This is a genomic window from Bradyrhizobium sp. USDA 4473 (assembly GCF_054063335.1).
In genome coordinates, this window is sequence record NZ_JBSSGE010000001.1 from 7,069,153 (window position 1) to 7,085,018 (window position 15,866).

Below are 15,866 nucleotides of genomic sequence, written 5' to 3' on the forward strand. Positions count from 1 at the left end.
CGGCTTGCATGGTGGCCGTGTGCATCCTGTGCACGCCCCGCGCAGCCGGATGATCCACAGCAATTATCGCCGCCGTCGCGCACCCATGCCGTTCGCGATCGCGCTGCGCAAGGCCTGAAGCATCCGCCGGGTTCGGCGCCAGCCGGTCATGCAAGGGTGCCCCCAAAAGCAAAGACCCGTCCGGGGGGACAACCGGACGGGTCAAAGCCATATGGGCGCTTGGGGTGGATGGGCGCTCGCGCCTGATATAGCCGGGGAGGGATAAACCGCTCCCACACACATAAGTCGTGAGAGGATGGCGGACGTTCAAATCCTCCGCGATTTTTTTAACCTTTTCGTCGCGTGGTTCCGCCGTACCGTTTCAGGCGCTGCGCGCCGAAAATCACTGCGCGGCAGGGCGATTTGCAACGGAAACCTCCGATGCGAACCACCGCGCGGGCTTATTCAATGCGCGGCTCACGGAAGTGTTATTGCGATGGGGAGTTTGCGAGGCTGCGACGGTTTGTCCGCGACCGCGGCAATCGCCGCGTCCGGTCCGGTCTGGCCGCAAATGACCTCGACCCGAAAACCGTCTGCGGTCGCTTACGGCGTTTCGACGGCGAGGCTGACGATCTTCTCTTTCTGCAAACGGGCGATCAGCGCGGCGATACTGTCCTTGTCCATCGCGCGGAACTGCAAGCGGAACATGCCGCCCTTCCCGTCGACGATCGCGCCCTGGTAACTGTCCAGCAGCGCGGTGATGTCGGCGATCCGGGCGTCGGGCGTGAAGCGCACCAACAGCCGCGTCGGCAGCGTCGCCGCCACGCTGGCACCGAGGTCACGCGTGATCGGCGCACTGGGCGCAATGGCCGGGCTCGGTGCGGCCGGCACGCTGCGTTGCTCGACGGCATCAAGCGAGGCGGTCTGGAACGAGGCCGGCTGGCTGCGCATCAGCACCGCCCCGATCACGCCAGCCTGCAGCAACACCACGACCGCACCGAGGCTGGACGACCAGGCCAGCGTCCGCGGCGACAATTTGGAAAAGAACTCCGAGATCCCGGCCGACACCCGCGCGCCCGCCGACGGCTTGCGCTCCGGCTCGGCATCGATCGCGGCAAACAGCTTCTGCATGGCGCGCGCCGAGGGCGCACCGAGGCTCTCGTTGAGGCCGATGGTCTCGGCATATTCCTCGCGGATGACGGCATATTGCCGGGCGAGCTCCGGATCGGACGCGAGCGCGTCCTCGACACGGCGCGCGTCACGCGCGTTCAGCGTGCCGGCCGCGTGCCAAGGCAGCAGCATCTCGACGTCGTCAGGATCCTGGCCCTGCACTTTCTTGTTGCTCGCAGCCATCATGGCCAACCTCGCTCGACACCGGCTGCCTTCAGCAACTCGGCAAGTTCTCTTGCGCGCATAGAACAGGCGCGTCTTCACGGTATTCTCCGGAATCCCCACGATCTCAGCGACATCTTCCACGGATTTCTCGTGATAGTAGACAAGATCGACAATTTCCCGATGTTCCGCCGATAGTCCCGTCAGGCACTTGCGCAGCGTGTCACCGGTGTCCTTCTTCTGCACTGCCGTTTCCGGATCGTCGGACGTGTCCTCGATCGCGTTCGCGGCCTCGTCGTCCAGTTCGGCGTCTTTCCTTCGCCGCAGCGAAGACAAGGCCTTGAACCGGGTAATCGCCAGAAGCCAGGTTGAAACGGCGGATCGTCCCTCGAATTTGCCCGCCTGACGCCACACGTCCAGAAAGACCTCGCTGATGAGGTCCTCCGCCACCTGTTCGTCCCGCACCAGCCGAAGCCCGAAGCGGTACACCCTGACATGATGCCGTCCGTACAGCACCTGCATGGCAAGCCGGTCGCCTTGAGCGATCCGAGCGATCAGAACATCGTCTGAAGCCGCCTGTGTCGCGCTCAATGGCCGTCTCGCAAAGTTGGTCTGAGGGTGGTGGCGCGTGGTTCGACGCGAGAGCCAAGATTCTTCACATTACGGCAATGTCCGGACCGCATGTGTGATCTATGACACAGCCGACGATTCCGATGAGGGAAAATCGTCGGCGACTCCAAAAATGGTATCATAACACCGCATACTCTCGCAGGCACGCTCCGTGGCGCGACCATAGCAAGGCTTCGCCGCCACGCCAGCGCCGTCGCGAGGCGGGCCGCGGCGCAGGCCCGCCACATGATCGCTCCCGATCGGCCCGGCCAACCGGATTCTCCTTACGAAACAAGGGCCGTGGCCGGGTTTCACCGGGGTTGCGTCGGTTCCAAAAGATACCAAACCTAAAGGCTTTCCCACTTAGATTTCGCGGGATTTCAGCAATGGCGAGACCATGGGCAGCGCTGCGTCGTCACTTCCCGGCCCGATCGCGGACGCACCGGACAGCGGCCGTCCCACGCTGACGCGCGAGCGCCTGGCGCGCCGGGCGAGGCAGCGCCGCCAGATCCAATCGATGATTGCCGCCTGTTTCGCGCTCGATGCGGTCGTGCTGTTGATCTACGCGCATGCCGGCACCACGACGGTTGCGGTGGCGACCGGCTATGCCCTGACCGGCCTGTCCCTGGTCGCCGTCTACGTCGTGCTCTCGGAGCGCGGCTTTCACGAGCGCTTTCGCGACCACTATCTGGTCGCGCCGCAATCGGCCGTCAACATGGTGAACCTGCTGCTGTTCACCTACATCGCGCCGGAAGTCGGCGTGCTGTTCCTCTGCAACCTGTTCGTGGTGTTCAGCTTCGGCGCGCTGCGGACCTCGGCGCGGCAGACCGCTGTGGTCTGGACCATCATGGTGCTGGGCCTGGCCGCGCTGTTCCTCGGAACCGACAGGCCGATCGGGATGCCGACCGCCACCAAGGTCGAGCGCCTCGCCACCATGATCGTGTTCGCGCTGACCATCGGGCGCTGCATGTATCTCGGGATCTTCTCGAGCGCGATGCAGCAATCGCTGTATCAGAGCGGACTGAAGCTGAAGGAGGCCTACCGCCGCATCGAGGAGCTCGCCGAGCTCGACGAACTGACCGGCACCTCCAACCGCCGCAGCATCATGCGCACGCTCGAGGACGAGATCGCGCGCTGCGCCCGCAACGGCAGCTCCTGCGCGGTCGCGCTGATCGACCTCGACCATTTCAAGCGCATCAACGACGTCTACGGCCATCCGATCGGCGACGAGGCGCTGCGCACCTTCGCCATCGGCATGTTCGCCAATCTGCGCAGCATCGATCGCTTCGGCCGTTACGGCGGCGAGGAATTCCTGCTGGTGCTGCCCGGGCTGTCGCAGGACCAGGCGACGCGTGCGCTCGAGCGGCTGCGCGCGATCATCGCCGACCTCGACTGGAGCGCGTTCTCGCCGGGAATGCGGGTCACGATCTCCGCGGGCGTCACGACACTGAAGCCGCAGGAAACCTCCGACACATTGCTCGCCCGCGCCGATGGCGCGCTTTACGCAGCCAAGGCCAGGGGACGCAACCGCATCGCCAGCGCCTGACCCCTTTCGTTTCCCTATTCGGCGACGGAGAAACCGCCGCCACCGCTCCAGGACAGAGTCATGAGTTCGAAGCCCGCGACCGCCCCCGAAAGTCTGCTCGACGAGTTGCAGACCACCCTCGCCCACGGCACCGTCGCACGCCGTGTCGAGACCCTGCGCCGGGTGACCGACCTCTTCATCAACGGCTCGGTGAATTATTCGGACGAGCAGATCGTGCTGTTCGACGACGTCTTCCAATGCCTGCTCGAGCACATCGAAAGCTCGGCCAAGGCGCTGCTCGCCAACCGCCTCGCCCCGATCGACACCGCGCCGCCGCAGACCATCCGCACGCTGGCATTCGACGACCTGATCGAGGTCGCAGGCCCCGTGCTGACGCTGTCGCCGCGGCTCGACGACGACACCCTGATCGAGATGGCGCGCAGCAAGAGCCAGGCGCATCTGCTCGCGATCTCCAACCGCAAGTCGCTGAGCGGTGCCGTCACCGATGTGCTGGTGCTGCGCGGCAATGACGAGGTGATCCAGAGCGCGGTCAACAATCCCGGCGCGGAATTCACCGAGCGCGGCTTCACCCGACTGGTCAGCCGCGCCGAGGGCGACGAGAACCTGTCGACCTGCGTCGGGCTGCGCCCGAACATCCCGCGGCATCTCTATCTCAAGCTGGTCGCCAAGGCCTCGGATACGGTCAGGCAACGCCTCGAGGCTGCCAATCCGCAGCAGGCCAAGGAGATTCCGATCGCGGTGAAGGAAGCCACGCGACGCGCGCGCTCGGCGCCGGCTGCCGTGACGTCGGACACCACCATTGCGCATGCGCTGGTCAAATCGCTCTACCAGGACGGACGGCTTGACGAATTCCAGCTCGCGGCCTTCGCCGAGGCCGGCAAGTTCGACGAGACCAACGCCTCGCTCGCCGCGCTCGCCAACGTCTCGGTCAGCATCGCAGAGAACATGATGATCGAAACCCGCGCCGAAGGCGTGATGATCCTGGCCAAGGTCTCGAGCCTGTCATGGTCGACGGTGCGATCGATCATCAACCTGCGCGACGAGATCTCGGGCGCAGAGCCGACCGACTTGCAGGCCTGCAAGGACACCTATGAGCGGCTGCGGCCGTCGACCGCGCAGCAGGTGCTGCGCTTCCACCGCATGCAGCAGTCCGCGCCCGCGGCCTGATTTCCGTAGCGCGGATGGAGCGCAGCGCAATCCGGGATTCAATGCAACCGCGCAAAGGCTCCCCGGATTTCGCTGCGCTCCATCCGGCTACGGTCTTCTCCTTCCCCCTGAAGGGGGAAGGTCGGGATGGGGGTCAGCCGCAGGCGACGTTGTTCGTGGAGAGAGCTGATCCCCACCCGCTTTGCTCTGGCGAGCAAAGCGACCTCCCCTTTTCAAGGGGAGGTTAGAGCGCAGCCGGATTTCGCTCCCGCCAACTAATCAGCTCACAACACAATTCTTGCCCAGTCGCTCCGCTGCATCCGGGCTACGATCACTCAATACCGTAGCGCTCGACTTCCCATCAACGCGCCGACGCTTGCGACGATCACGGTCGCCAGCGTGTACCAGGTCGCGACGAACAGCGGCGAGTCGTCGGTGCAATGCGAGGCATAGACGGTCGCCGCGAGCCCAGCCGACAGCAGGCCGGCCACCGCGCCGGCGACCGCCGGCCGCGCCGGAGCGCCCTGCCGCAGCCCATACAGCGCGCCGACCAAGAGCGGCAGCGACATCGCGGGAATCGCGGTCATGCACGCCATCGAGTTCTTGCCGATCAGGCGCGTCATCATCGGCGTCCGCTGCGGCATCATCATCTCGCCGCTGATGGCGGCAACGAGGATGCCGGCCGGAATCAGCAGCCACCAGCCGAAGCTGCGCAGCGAGGCTTCCGGCCGCGACAGATGCAGGCTGACCGCGATCGCCGAGGCGGCGAGCGCCAGGGTCACCGCGAATTTCAGGTCGAAGAACGGATTGTGCATCGCGCTCATCACGTCCGGGCGCACGCCGAGCTCGGCGAAGAAGATCAGCAGCGAGACCGGCGCCGCCGCCAGCAGCGCCAGCATCAGGGCCAGACCGATCGGGCGCGCGCGATAGGCGTTGTCTGCGGCAAGGGTTCGAATGAGTTGATCGGTATCCATGCTCATCGGTCCCGTAATTTCGCGGTGAGGCTCGCAAGCCCGCGATGCAGCGCGACCCGCACCGCGCCCTCGGTCATCGAGAGTTTCGTCGCGGTATCCTTGATCGAGGCGCTGTCGACCGCAATCGATTGCAGCACGTCGCGCTGCCGCGCCGGCAGCGTCTGCAGCTGCGCGGTGACCTCGCCGGGCGAAGCGGTCGGCTCCGGTGTTTCTCCCGGCAGCGTCTCGGCGAAATCATCGATGTTGACGAAGATGCGCCGGCCGCGGCGGCGCAGCGCGTCGATCAGCTTGTTGCGCGCGATCGCGAACAGCCACGGCGCGAACGGCGCGCTGGTGTCCCAGGTCTGTCGCTTCAAATGCACCGCCAACAAGATGTCCTGCACAATGTCCTCGGACTGATCGACCGGTTGACCCGCACGCGCCAAGCCACGTCGCGCCGCGGCACGGAGTACCGGCGTGATGGCCCTGAGCAGGCGATGATACGCCGCGTCATCGCCTGAAATGGCCGACCGCATCAGGTCGGTCCATTCATCCTCACGTTCGCGCACGCAGGCTCCTGAATTGCAATTCGGCCGATCTTTCAGTTCGTTACGCGGCAAGCCGACAGCATCACGAATTCGTGATCGCGATCCTTCGGCCAGGCCGCGCCGAGCATCAGCCGCAAAGAATCGCTCCGGCGGGTTTGCAGACGGAACGGCTCATAACACCGATCGGTCCGACAAGCACCGCCTGTCGCCGCCGACGGGCCGGTGGGACGAAATTGCCCAGCTTTTGCCCCCTCAGGCCCGAAGATTCCCTCTTTCTGCCCCGGTGTGGACACGCAGCCGGGTCTCTTTTCGCATTTGGGTGGGCATCATGGGGAGATCATCAGAATGAAGATCAAAGCCAGCGGGCGCTTGGCCTTGATGATTGCGACAGGGCTGACAGGACTTGTCGTGTGTCTCGCAGCTCCGTTGCCGGCCTCCGCGGCCGGTTCGGACGCGTCCGCATCAAAATCCGACAACGCAACCACCGACACGTCTGCGCAGCAGAGTTCGCGGCATGGCCGGCGCCATGCGCGTCACCAATCGTCGAAGACGGCTGACAAATCCGAGGCCAAGAAGGCCGCGAGCGACGCCGGCAGCGTGACCTCGGTGGGCATGCCCGCCACGGTCGCCAATGCCAACGCGGAGCTGACCTCCGGCGAAGGCAATGCGAGCCCCGCGCCCGCCAGTGTCAATCCTGTGATGGCCGCCTCCGACAAGCCCGCCGACGCGCAGCCCGATAGCAACGTGGTCGCGTCCGACCAGCTCAACGACGTCGACCGGGCCCTCCAGCAGGAGCAGCCGGCGGAACAGCCGCAACCGGCTCAACCGCAGACCGCGCAACAGGAAGCGCCTGCGCCGCAGCCCCCGCCTGCCGCCACGGCCGCCCCCAAGCCGGCTCCCGTGCTGGCGAGCAGCGACAGCGCGACCCTGGACCAGACCTCGCTGATCGGGAAGATCTTCATCGGCTTCGGCGCCCTGCTCACGGTCGCCTCCGCCGCACGGATGTTCATGGCCTAGCCGAGCCGGCCTGCGGCGCAGCAGCGCCGCAGGCGCGGCCCAAAGCCCCGTTGCTGCCCCTTGAAGCGCATCCCGCCAGCGGGCACATTGCCCGCCAAATCAGGCACGGGGTTTGCGTCATGGCTACGTTCGAATTCATCATCGTCGAGAGCAAGGGACCGGTCGGCGTCATCACGCTGAACCGGCCGAAAATGCTGAATGCGCTGTCGTTCGGCGTGTTCCGCGAGATCGCCGCGGCGGTCGACGATCTCGAGGCCGACGACAAGATCGGCTGCATCCTGATCACCGGGAGCGAAAAGGCGTTCGCCGCCGGCGCGGACATCAAGGAGATGCAGCCGAAGGGCTTCATCGACATGTTCAACAGCGACTTCACCGCGATCGGCGGCGACCGCGTCGCGCGGTGCCGCAAGCCGACCATCGCGGCGGTCGCGGGCTATGCGCTCGGCGGCGGCTGCGAGCTCGCGATGATGTGCGACATCATCATCGCCGCCGACACCGCCAAGTTCGGCCAGCCGGAAATCACCCTCGGCACCATTCCCGGCATCGGCGGCACCCAGCGGCTGACCCGCGCGATCGGCAAGTCGAAGGCGATGGACCTCTGCCTCACCGGGCGGATGATGGACGCGGCGGAAGCCGAGCGCTCCGGCCTGGTGTCGCGGATCGTTCCGGCCGACAAGCTGATGGAAGAGGCGCTCGCCGCGGCCGAGAAGATCGCCTCGATGTCGCGCCCGGCGGTCGCGATGGCCAAGGAAGCCGTCAACCGCGCGTTCGAGACGCCGCTCGCGGAAGGCATGAATGTCGAGCGCAATTTGTTCCACTCGACCTTCGCGCTCGAGGACCGCGCCGAGGGCATGGCGGCCTTCATCGAGAAGCGCAAGCCGGTCAACAAGAACCGCTAACCCCTTCGGCTTCGTTGCAAGGCCGCGGTGACGAGTGCGCGATAGGCGCGCTCGGCAACATGCGTCGGCTTGTCGAGGCCGAGCCGCGCCAGGCATTCGCGGTCGGCGGCATCGGGCGGATGGTGCATGCCCTGCCACAGCAGGCCGGCGAGCTGCAGCGGCGCACGCTGCGCCTGCTGCAAGATCTGCAAGGCCGGAATCAGCCGCTGCTCGACATCGGTGAAGTCGCTGCCGAACGGAAATGACGGCAGCAGCCCAGCCTCGCGCGCGGGCTTCAGCGCAGCGCCGATGCGCTCGGGATAATTTTCGCGATGGGCCGCGGCGATCTCGTGGCTGCGCGGCAGCTTGCCGGCGTCCTTGGCCTGCCGCATCAGCTCGCCTTGGAAGCGCGAGTCCGATACCTGCAACATCGCGGCGATCACGTCCGCGTCGGATTTCCCGCGCGTATCCGCAACGCCATATTCCGTGACGAAGATGTCGCGCAGGTGTCTCGGAATGGTCTCGTGGCCGTAGGACCAGCGGATGTTCGACTGCACCTGCTTGCCGGACTGGTGGGTCGCCTCCAGTGCCAGCACCGAACGCGCGCCCTCCAGCGCGAAGGCCTGCGCGACGAAATTGTACTGGCCGCCGACGCCGCTCACAACCTGGCCATTCTCGAGCCCGTCGGAGACCGCCGCCCCGAGCAGCGTCGCCATCATCGCGTTGTTGACGAAGCGCGCTTCGACCCGGGCGCGGCGCTTGCCCGCTTCGTCGCCAAAGATCTCGTTGGTGAAGGACACCGGCATCATCTGGATTCGCGCCAGCTCTTCGACCGGCATCTCGCGCAGCGCGCGGTAGAAGGATTGCGGCCCCAGGAAGAACGCGCCGTGCAGGATCACACCGTCGACGTCGCGCTTGAGGATGCCGGCATCGATCAGTCCGAGGAACGCCTCGAACAACATCTCGCTGACGCCGTAGAGGCCCTTCTCGAACGGCCCGGTCTCGGCCGCCGCGAGCTGCTCGGTGCCGGGTGCAAGGCGCTGCATGATGCCGTGGAATTGGGCGTTGTCGCGATGGCGGATCACGAGCCCCTGCGCCAGCGCATCGCCGACCTGCCCGATCCCGATCTGCAGCGTGCCGCCGTCGCGGACCAGGCCCGCGGCATGCAATCCGATCGCATATTTGGTATCGCTGATCGGCTCCGATGGCGGCGCGAACAGCGGGAAATCGGTATCCGGACTGTCGAGCACAGCAGCGAATTCATCCGCGGGCAAGTCGCCGGGCCCGGGCATGAACGGCAGCTCGGAATTGACCTGGCCGATCAGCTTGAACGACGCCCGCCGCTGCGCGCGGGCGCGCAGCACGTCGAGCGTCGTGTCGGTGTTGCAGCTCAAACTGTAGCGCGGCACGCCGTCGACCATGCGCTTGGCGACCAGCTGGGGGACGACGTTCAATCCGCGCGACAGCAGGTAGGACGCCGCATGGGTGTAATTGGCGGAGATGTAGTTCTGCTGCGCGAAGGGCCGATACAGCCACTGTCCCGCGAGGAAGAAGAATTCGATCACCTTGATGTTGGGCGGAAGCGCGCCGTGACGCAGCACATCCGCATAAACGAGATCCGGATAACCGCCGAACAGGCGATCGATCACCGGGCCGATGAAGCGCTGTTCGAGCAGGCTGTTCGGCTTCGGCTTTTCCAGCGTCAGCGCCGAGAACAGCGTCAGGTTGATGGAGCGGTCGGCGGCCGCCCGCGCATACAGCGCATTGACGATGTGGTTGGCCTTGCCGAGGCCGAGCGGCAGCCCGACCACCAGCTCGGTTCCGACGTCACGAACGATGTGCTCGGCGATCGCCTCGGGGTCAGAGAAAAACTTGGGCATCTGCAATGAACCCGGGCAGGCAGTGGATAACCGGCACCGCTGAATCGACGGCCGGCGGTTCGAACTTATACTTCATATGACAGTTGCGTTCGCCTGTGACGAACCGGCAACAGACAAGAACCGAAATGATGTGCAGATGTCGCGTGGCGGTTTGCCTGTGGCCGTCGTGGCCCGTAAACAGGTAGATGTGTCGATGGCGTCTGCGGGTGCGGACTGCCGGGGCTTTGGTGTGCGGGATCACATGGTTGAGCGTGCCGCTGAGATCGGCGAGGTGGCGAGGCGCGTGCTTTTGTCGGGCATCGGCCTTGGCGCCTTGGCGTGCGCGCTGCTGAGCTGTCCTGCCGCCCGCGCCGAGAGCCTGCCCGAAGCCCTGGTCAAGGCCTATCAGACCAATCCGCAGCTCAATGCCGAACGAGCGCGCCAGCGCGCCACCGACGAGAACGTGCCGCAGGCGCTGGCCGGCTATCGCCCCCAGATCACAGCCGGTCTCTCGGTCGGCCTGCAGGCAGTGCGCGACCAGCTGCCCGGCAACGTCATCCAGACCGCGACGCTGAAGCCCTGGCAGATCGGGGTCACGGTGACCCAGACCCTGTTCAACGGCTTCAAGACCGCCAACAGCGTCCGCGTCGCCGAGTTGCAGGTGCAGTCCGGCCGCGAGGCGCTGCGCAATGTCGGCCAGGGCGTGCTGCTCGACGCCGTCACCGCCTATACCAACGTGCTGGCCAACCAGACCCTGGTCGAGGCGCAGCGCTCCAACGTCGCCTTCCTGAAGGAGACCCAGGCGATCACCCAGCGCCGCCTCAATGCCGGCGACGTCACGCCGACCGACACCGCCCAGGCCGAGGCCCGGCTCAACCGCGGCCTCGCCGATCTCAATGCCGCCGAGGTCAACCTCGCGATCAGCCAGGCGACCTATGCGCAGGTGATCGGCAACCCGCCGTCGCAATTGCGGCCAGCCGAGACCACCGACCGGCTGCTGCCGCGCAGCCGCGAGGACGCGATCGCATTGTCGCTCCGCGAGCACCCCGCCGTGACCGCGGCCGGCTTCGACGTCGACGTCGCCTCGACCTCGATCCGCGTCGCCGAGAGCAGCCTGATGCCGAACGTCTCGGTGCAGGGCAGCGTCAGCCGCGCCCGTGATACCGACCAGACGCTCGGCACCTTCGGCACCGATCAGGCATCGGTGATCGGCCAGATCACCCAGCCGATCTACGACGGCGGCACTGCGGCCTCGCAGACCCGGCAGGCCAAGGAAGTGGCGGCCCAGAGCCGGCTGGTGCTGGATCAGGTGCGCAATCAGGCCAAGACCGCCGTGGTCAGCGCCTGGGTCGCCAATGAGGGCGCCAAGATCGCGGTGTCGGCCTCCGAGTCGGAGGTGAAGGCCGCCGAGGTTGCGCTGGCCGGCGTGCAGAAGGAAGCCGCCGGCGGCCAGCGCACCACGGTCGACGTGCTCAACGCCCAGCAGGATTTGATCACGGCACGGGCGCGGTTGATCGGTGCGCAGCGCGACCGCGTGGTCGCTTCCTACACACTGCTCAGCGCGGTCGGGCGCCTCGACGTCAAGACGCTCAATCTCAAGACGCCGGACTATCTGCCAGAGGTGCACTACCACCAGGTCCGCGACGCCTGGCACGGCTTGCGCACGCCATCGGGACAATAGGCTTTGTGGAACCGGTCGCACAGCGATCGGACCCTTCCCGCCCGCTTTCTCCGCCGATAACCTCCCGCCCCGCCGGCCATCAACAAAGCCGGTGCGCGGAGTGCGCGCATAACAGCCGAGCACGCAGGGAGACGTCCAATGCTGACGCGACGCGATATGATGCTGGCTTCCATCGCAGCCGGAGTGACCATGACCAGCAGCAACGCATTTTCCAGGGCCGCACAACCATCGACCGCGGTGAATTTCGACGTGCCTGCCGGTGCGTGCGACTGCCACACCCACATCCATGGTGATCCCGCCAAGTTCCCGTTCTTCGCCGGCCGCGTCTACACCCCCGAGCCGGCCTCGCCAGAGGAGATGAGCGCGCTGCACAAGGCGCTGCATGTCGAGCGCGTGGTGATCGTGACGCCGAGCGTCTACGGCCCCGATAATTCGTCGACGCTGTTCGGCATGATCGCGCGCGGGCCGACCGCGCGCGGCGTCGCCGTGATCGACGACAAGACCAGCGAGGGCGATCTTGATGCCATGCACAAGGCCGGCTTCCGCGGCATCCGCCTCAACCTCGCGACCGGCGGCGTCAACGATCCCAATGTCGGCCGGCAGCGCCTCTCGGCCGCGATCGAGCGGATGAAGGCGCGCGGCTGGCATGTCCAGCTGTTCACCAGCCTCGCGATGATCTCCGCGATCAAGGACCTGGTCGCCACGGCGCCGGTGCCGGTCGTGTTCGACCATTTCGGCGGCGCCGAGGCCGCGCTCGGCACCGGCCAGCCGGGGTTCGACGACCTGCTCGCGCTGGTCAGGTCCGGCAAGGCCTATGTCAAGATTTCCGGCGCCTACCGCGCCTCCAAGCTCGCGCCCGACTATGCCGACGCCGCGCCGCTGGCGCAGGCGCTGATCGCGGCCAATGCCGAGCGCATCGTCTGGGGCACCGACTGGCCGCACCCGGACTCGGTGACGCCACCGGGCAGGAAGGTCACCGAGGTGACGCCGCTGTATCAGATCGACGACGGCCGACTCCTCAACCAGCTCCCGGTCTGGGCGCCGGACGCCGCGGTGCGCAAGACCATCCTGGTCGACAATCCGGCACGGCTCTACGGCTTCACCTGACGGTATCCCTCGGCCGGCGCGAGAAGTAGGAGATCAGCACCGGCAGCGTGACCAGGATCACCAGCGGCGCCAGCATCATGCCGGTGACGACGACGATGGCGAGCGGCTTCTGCACCTGCGAGCCGATGCCCTCCGACACCGCCGCCGGCAGCAGGCCGATGCCGGCGACGACGCAGGTCATCAGCACCGGACGAAGCTGCAACTCGCCGGTGCGGATCACCGCGCGCATCCGGTCGTAGCCCTCGTCGATCAGCTGGTTGAACTGCGACAGGATGATGATGCCGTCCATCACGGCGATGCCGAACAGCGCGATGAAGCCGATCGCCGCCGAGACGCTAAACGGGATGCCGGAGATCAGGAGCCCGAGCACGCCGCCGAAGATCGCCATCGGGATCACGCTCATCGCCAGCATGGTGTCGACCATCGAGCCGAAATTGAAGAACAGCAGCACAGCGATCAGCACCAGGCTGATCGGCACCACGATCGACAGCCGCTTGATCGCGTCCTGCAGATTGCCGAACTCGCCGACCCATTCGAGCCGCGAGCCGGGCGGCAACTGTACCTGCTCGTTGACCTTCTGCTGCGCTTCCAGGATCGCGCTGCCGAGGTCGCGGTCGCGCACCGAGAACTTGATCGGCAGATAGCGTTCCTGCTGCTCGCGATAGATGTAGGCCGCGCCCGAGACCAGCTTGATCGAGGCGACCTCGCTCAGCGGGATCTGCGTGATCCCGCCATTGGGATTGCTCGCCCCGACCCGCAGGTTCTGGATCGCCTCGGCGCTCTTGCGGTAGTCCGGCGCAAGGCGAACGATGATCGGGAAGTGCCGGTCGCTGCCGGGTTCATAGAGATCGCCCGCGGTGTCGCCGCCGACCGCGACCTTGATCGTCGCGTTGATGTCGCCCGGGGACAGGCCGTAACGCGCCGCCCGCGCACGATCGACGTCGATCTGGACGGTCGGCTGGCCGAGCGAGGTGAATACGGCAAGGTCGGTCACGCCCTGCACGGTGGAGAGCACGGACTTGATCTTGTTGGCGGTGTCGGTCAGCGCCTGCAGATCATTGCCATAGAGTTTGATGGAATTCTCGCCCTTCACGCCCGACACCGCCTCCGAGACGTTGTCCTGCAGATATTGCGAGAAGTTGAACTCGACGCCGGGGAACTTATCCTGCAACTGCGCCAGCAATTGCGCGGTGAGTTCGTCCTTGTCATGCGTGTTGGGCCATTCGCTGGCCGGCTTCAGCGGCGCGAAGAACTCGGCATTGAAGAATCCCGCCGCGTCGGTGCCGTCGTCGGGACGGCCGTGCTGCGACACCACCGACACTACCTCGGGACGGCTGCGGATCAGCTTGCGCATCTCGTTGACATAGGCGTTGCCCTCCTGCAGCGAGATCGTCGGCGGCAGCGTGGCGCGAATCCACAGATTGCCTTCCTCCAGCTTGGGCAGGAATTCGAGGCCGAGGAAGCGCACGAAGATGATGGTCATGACGACGAGCCCGGCAGCGCCGGCCATCACGATCTTGCGGTTGGCGATCGCCCAGTTCAGCACCGGCAGGTAGATCGCGTCGAGCTTCTTGACGATCCAGGTCTCGGTCTCATGGATATGCGCCGGCAGGATGATCGCGCTCAGCGCCGGCGTGATCGTGAAGGTCGCCAGCAGACCGCCCGCCAACGCATAGGCATAGGTCCGCGCCATCGGCCCGAAGATGTTGCCCTCGACGCCGCCCAGCGTGAACAGCGGCAGGAACGCGGCCACGATGATGGTGGCGGCGAAGAAGATCGAGCGCGAGACGTCGGCCGCGGCCGACAGGATCGCATGGCTCTTCATCCCCATCACCGTATCCTCGGAGATGTGCGCCCGCTCGATCTCCGACAGCGCTGTGGTCTGCGACAGCCGGCGGAAGATCGCCTCCACCATGATGACGGTGGCATCGACGATCAGGCCGAAATCGATCGCGCCGACCGACAGCAGGTTGGCGGATTCGCCGCGCAGCACTAGGATGATCACGGCGAAGAACAGCGCGAACGGGATCGTCGCACCGACGATCAGCGCGCTGCGGAGATCGCCGAGGAAGATCCACTGCAGCAGCACGATCAAGAGGATGCCGACCACCATGTTGTGCAGCACGGTGTGCGTGGTGAGCTCGATCAGGTCCTTGCGGTCATAGATGCGCTCGATCTTGACGCCGGGCGGCAGGATCGTCGAATTGTTGATCTGGTTGACCAGCTGCTCGACGCGGGCGATCGTCGGCGACGATTGCTCGCCGCGGCGCATCAGCACGATGCCCTGCACGATGTCGTCGTCGCCGTCGATGCCGGCGATGCCGAGCCGCGGCTTCTCGCCGATCGTGACCGCGCCGATGTCCTTGACCAGCACCGGATTGCCGCCGGATTGCGCGATCATCGTGTTGGCGAGATCGTCGATCGAGCGGATCAGGCCGACGCCGCGCACCACCGCCGACTGCGAGCCGATATTCACGGTGTTGCCGCCGACATTGATGTTGGCGTTGGAGACCGCCTGCAGCACCTGCGGCAGCGTCAGGCCGTTGGCGACCAGCTTGTTGAAGTCGACCTGGATCTCGTAGGTCTTGGTCTTGCCGCCCCAGCCGGTGACGTCGATCACGCCGGGCACGGCGCGGAAGCGGCGCTGCAGCACCCAGTCCTGCAGCGTCTTGAGGTCGAGCACGCTGTAGTTCGGCGGCCCCTTCAGGCGGTAGCGGAATATCTCGCCGATCGGGCTGGTCGGCGAGATGCCGGGCTGCACGTTGCCCGGCAACGGGGCGAGCTGCGACAGCCGGTTCAGCACCTGCTGCAACGCCTCGTCATAGGTGTAGTCGAACGAGAACTGCAGTTTGACGTCGGAGAGGCCGTACAGCGAAATGGTACGGATGGTCTTCAGGTTCTTGATGCCGGCGACCTGGGTCTCGATCGGGATCGTGATGTAGCGCTCGATCTCCTCGGCCGAGAGGCCCGGGCTCTGGGTCACGATGTCGACCATCGGCGGGGTCGGGTCGGGATAGGCCTCGATGTTGAGCTGCTGGAATGCGAGCAGACCGCCGATGAAGACGATGGCGAACAAGGCCACCATCAAGTAGCGGCGATTGACGGCGATTGCGACCAGGCGATCCATTCAGATCGGAGCTTTCAACGGTGAGGATTTTTCTTGCTGAGCATAGTCGATCCGGAAATGCCGGGTCCCCGTTTTCCGGATCAT

General features: G+C 65.8%; 11 protein-coding genes and 1 pseudogene. 6 read left to right on the top strand and 6 right to left on the bottom strand.

Going from position 1 to position 15,866, the window contains the following annotated elements; genetic code table 11:
• Positions 1 to 582 precede the first annotated feature (582 nt).
• Both ACVW17_RS33335 and ACVW17_RS33340 read right to left on the bottom strand, forming a co-directional pair.
• On the bottom strand, positions 583 to 1,332 hold the full coding sequence (locus tag ACVW17_RS33335) for a hypothetical protein (protein ID WP_456756586.1): 750 nt from the start codon (positions 1,330 to 1,332) through the stop codon (positions 583 to 585).
• A pseudogene (locus ACVW17_RS33340) lies at positions 1,332 to 1,902 on the bottom strand (sigma-70 family RNA polymerase sigma factor). Before ACVW17_RS33340 ends, ACVW17_RS33335 begins: the two are co-directional and overlap by 1 nt.
• Positions 1,903 to 2,317: 415 nt before the next feature.
• Between ACVW17_RS33340 and ACVW17_RS33345 the strand changes: the two are divergent.
• The gene (locus ACVW17_RS33345) at positions 2,318 to 3,466 is read left to right on the top strand and encodes a GGDEF domain-containing protein (protein WP_456755825.1); all 1,149 of its coding nucleotides are present in this window, start codon (positions 2,318 to 2,320) and stop codon (positions 3,464 to 3,466) included.
• Positions 3,467 to 3,526: 60 nt separating this feature from the next.
• Positions 3,527 to 4,633, top strand: coding sequence for a DUF2336 domain-containing protein (locus ACVW17_RS33350; RefSeq protein ID WP_456755826.1), 1,107 nt, complete (start codon positions 3,527 to 3,529; stop codon positions 4,631 to 4,633).
• 314 nt (positions 4,634 to 4,947) lie between these two features.
• Here ACVW17_RS33350 and ACVW17_RS33355 read toward each other — a convergent pair whose 3' ends face one another.
• Together ACVW17_RS33355 and ACVW17_RS33360 are read right to left on the bottom strand one after the other, a co-directional pair.
• Positions 4,948 to 5,586 (bottom strand): NrsF family protein, encoded by a 639-nt coding sequence (locus ACVW17_RS33355; RefSeq protein WP_456755827.1) that lies wholly within the window; start codon positions 5,584 to 5,586, stop codon positions 4,948 to 4,950.
• 2 nt (positions 5,587 to 5,588) lie between these two features.
• A complete protein-coding gene (locus ACVW17_RS33360) occupies positions 5,589 to 6,134 on the bottom strand; it encodes a sigma-70 family RNA polymerase sigma factor (protein ID WP_456755828.1) in 546 nt (181 codons plus the stop codon).
• A gap of 324 nt (positions 6,135 to 6,458) precedes the next feature.
• Between ACVW17_RS33360 and ACVW17_RS33365 the strand changes: the two genes are divergently transcribed.
• Both ACVW17_RS33365 and ACVW17_RS33370 read left to right on the top strand, forming a co-directional pair.
• Positions 6,459 to 7,130 carry a hypothetical protein gene (locus ACVW17_RS33365; RefSeq protein WP_456755829.1) on the top strand — a complete coding sequence of 224 codons (672 nt, stop codon included), beginning with the start codon at positions 6,459 to 6,461 and terminating at the stop codon, positions 7,128 to 7,130.
• Positions 7,131 to 7,249: 119 nt separating this feature from the next.
• Complete coding sequence (locus ACVW17_RS33370; RefSeq protein WP_456755830.1) at positions 7,250 to 8,029, top strand: enoyl-CoA hydratase; 780 nt, start codon at positions 7,250 to 7,252, stop codon at positions 8,027 to 8,029.
• On the opposite strand, the gene ACVW17_RS33375 is transcribed toward ACVW17_RS33370, so the two are convergent.
• Positions 8,026 to 9,888, bottom strand: a complete 1,863-nt coding sequence (locus ACVW17_RS33375) for an acetyl-CoA hydrolase/transferase C-terminal domain-containing protein (protein WP_456798341.1) — start codon at positions 9,886 to 9,888, stop codon at positions 8,026 to 8,028. The genes ACVW17_RS33370 and ACVW17_RS33375 overlap by 4 nt on opposite strands.
• A gap of 241 nt (positions 9,889 to 10,129) precedes the next feature.
• Here ACVW17_RS33375 and ACVW17_RS33380 point away from each other — a divergent pair, with 241 nt between their 5' ends.
• Together ACVW17_RS33380 and ACVW17_RS33385 are read left to right on the top strand one after the other, a co-directional pair.
• Complete coding sequence (locus tag ACVW17_RS33380) at positions 10,130 to 11,548, top strand: TolC family outer membrane protein (RefSeq protein ID WP_456755832.1); 1,419 nt, start codon at positions 10,130 to 10,132, stop codon at positions 11,546 to 11,548.
• A 138-nt stretch (positions 11,549 to 11,686) separates the two neighbouring features.
• A complete protein-coding gene (locus ACVW17_RS33385) occupies positions 11,687 to 12,655 on the top strand; it encodes an amidohydrolase family protein (RefSeq protein WP_456755833.1) in 969 nt (322 codons plus the stop codon).
• Here the strand turns inward: ACVW17_RS33385 and ACVW17_RS33390 are convergent.
• Positions 12,648 to 15,782, bottom strand: a complete 3,135-nt coding sequence (locus tag ACVW17_RS33390) for an efflux RND transporter permease subunit (protein ID WP_456755834.1) — start codon at positions 15,780 to 15,782, stop codon at positions 12,648 to 12,650. The two genes, ACVW17_RS33385 and ACVW17_RS33390, sit on opposite strands and share 8 nt — an antisense overlap.
• Between the last annotated feature and the right edge of the window lie 84 nt (positions 15,783 to 15,866).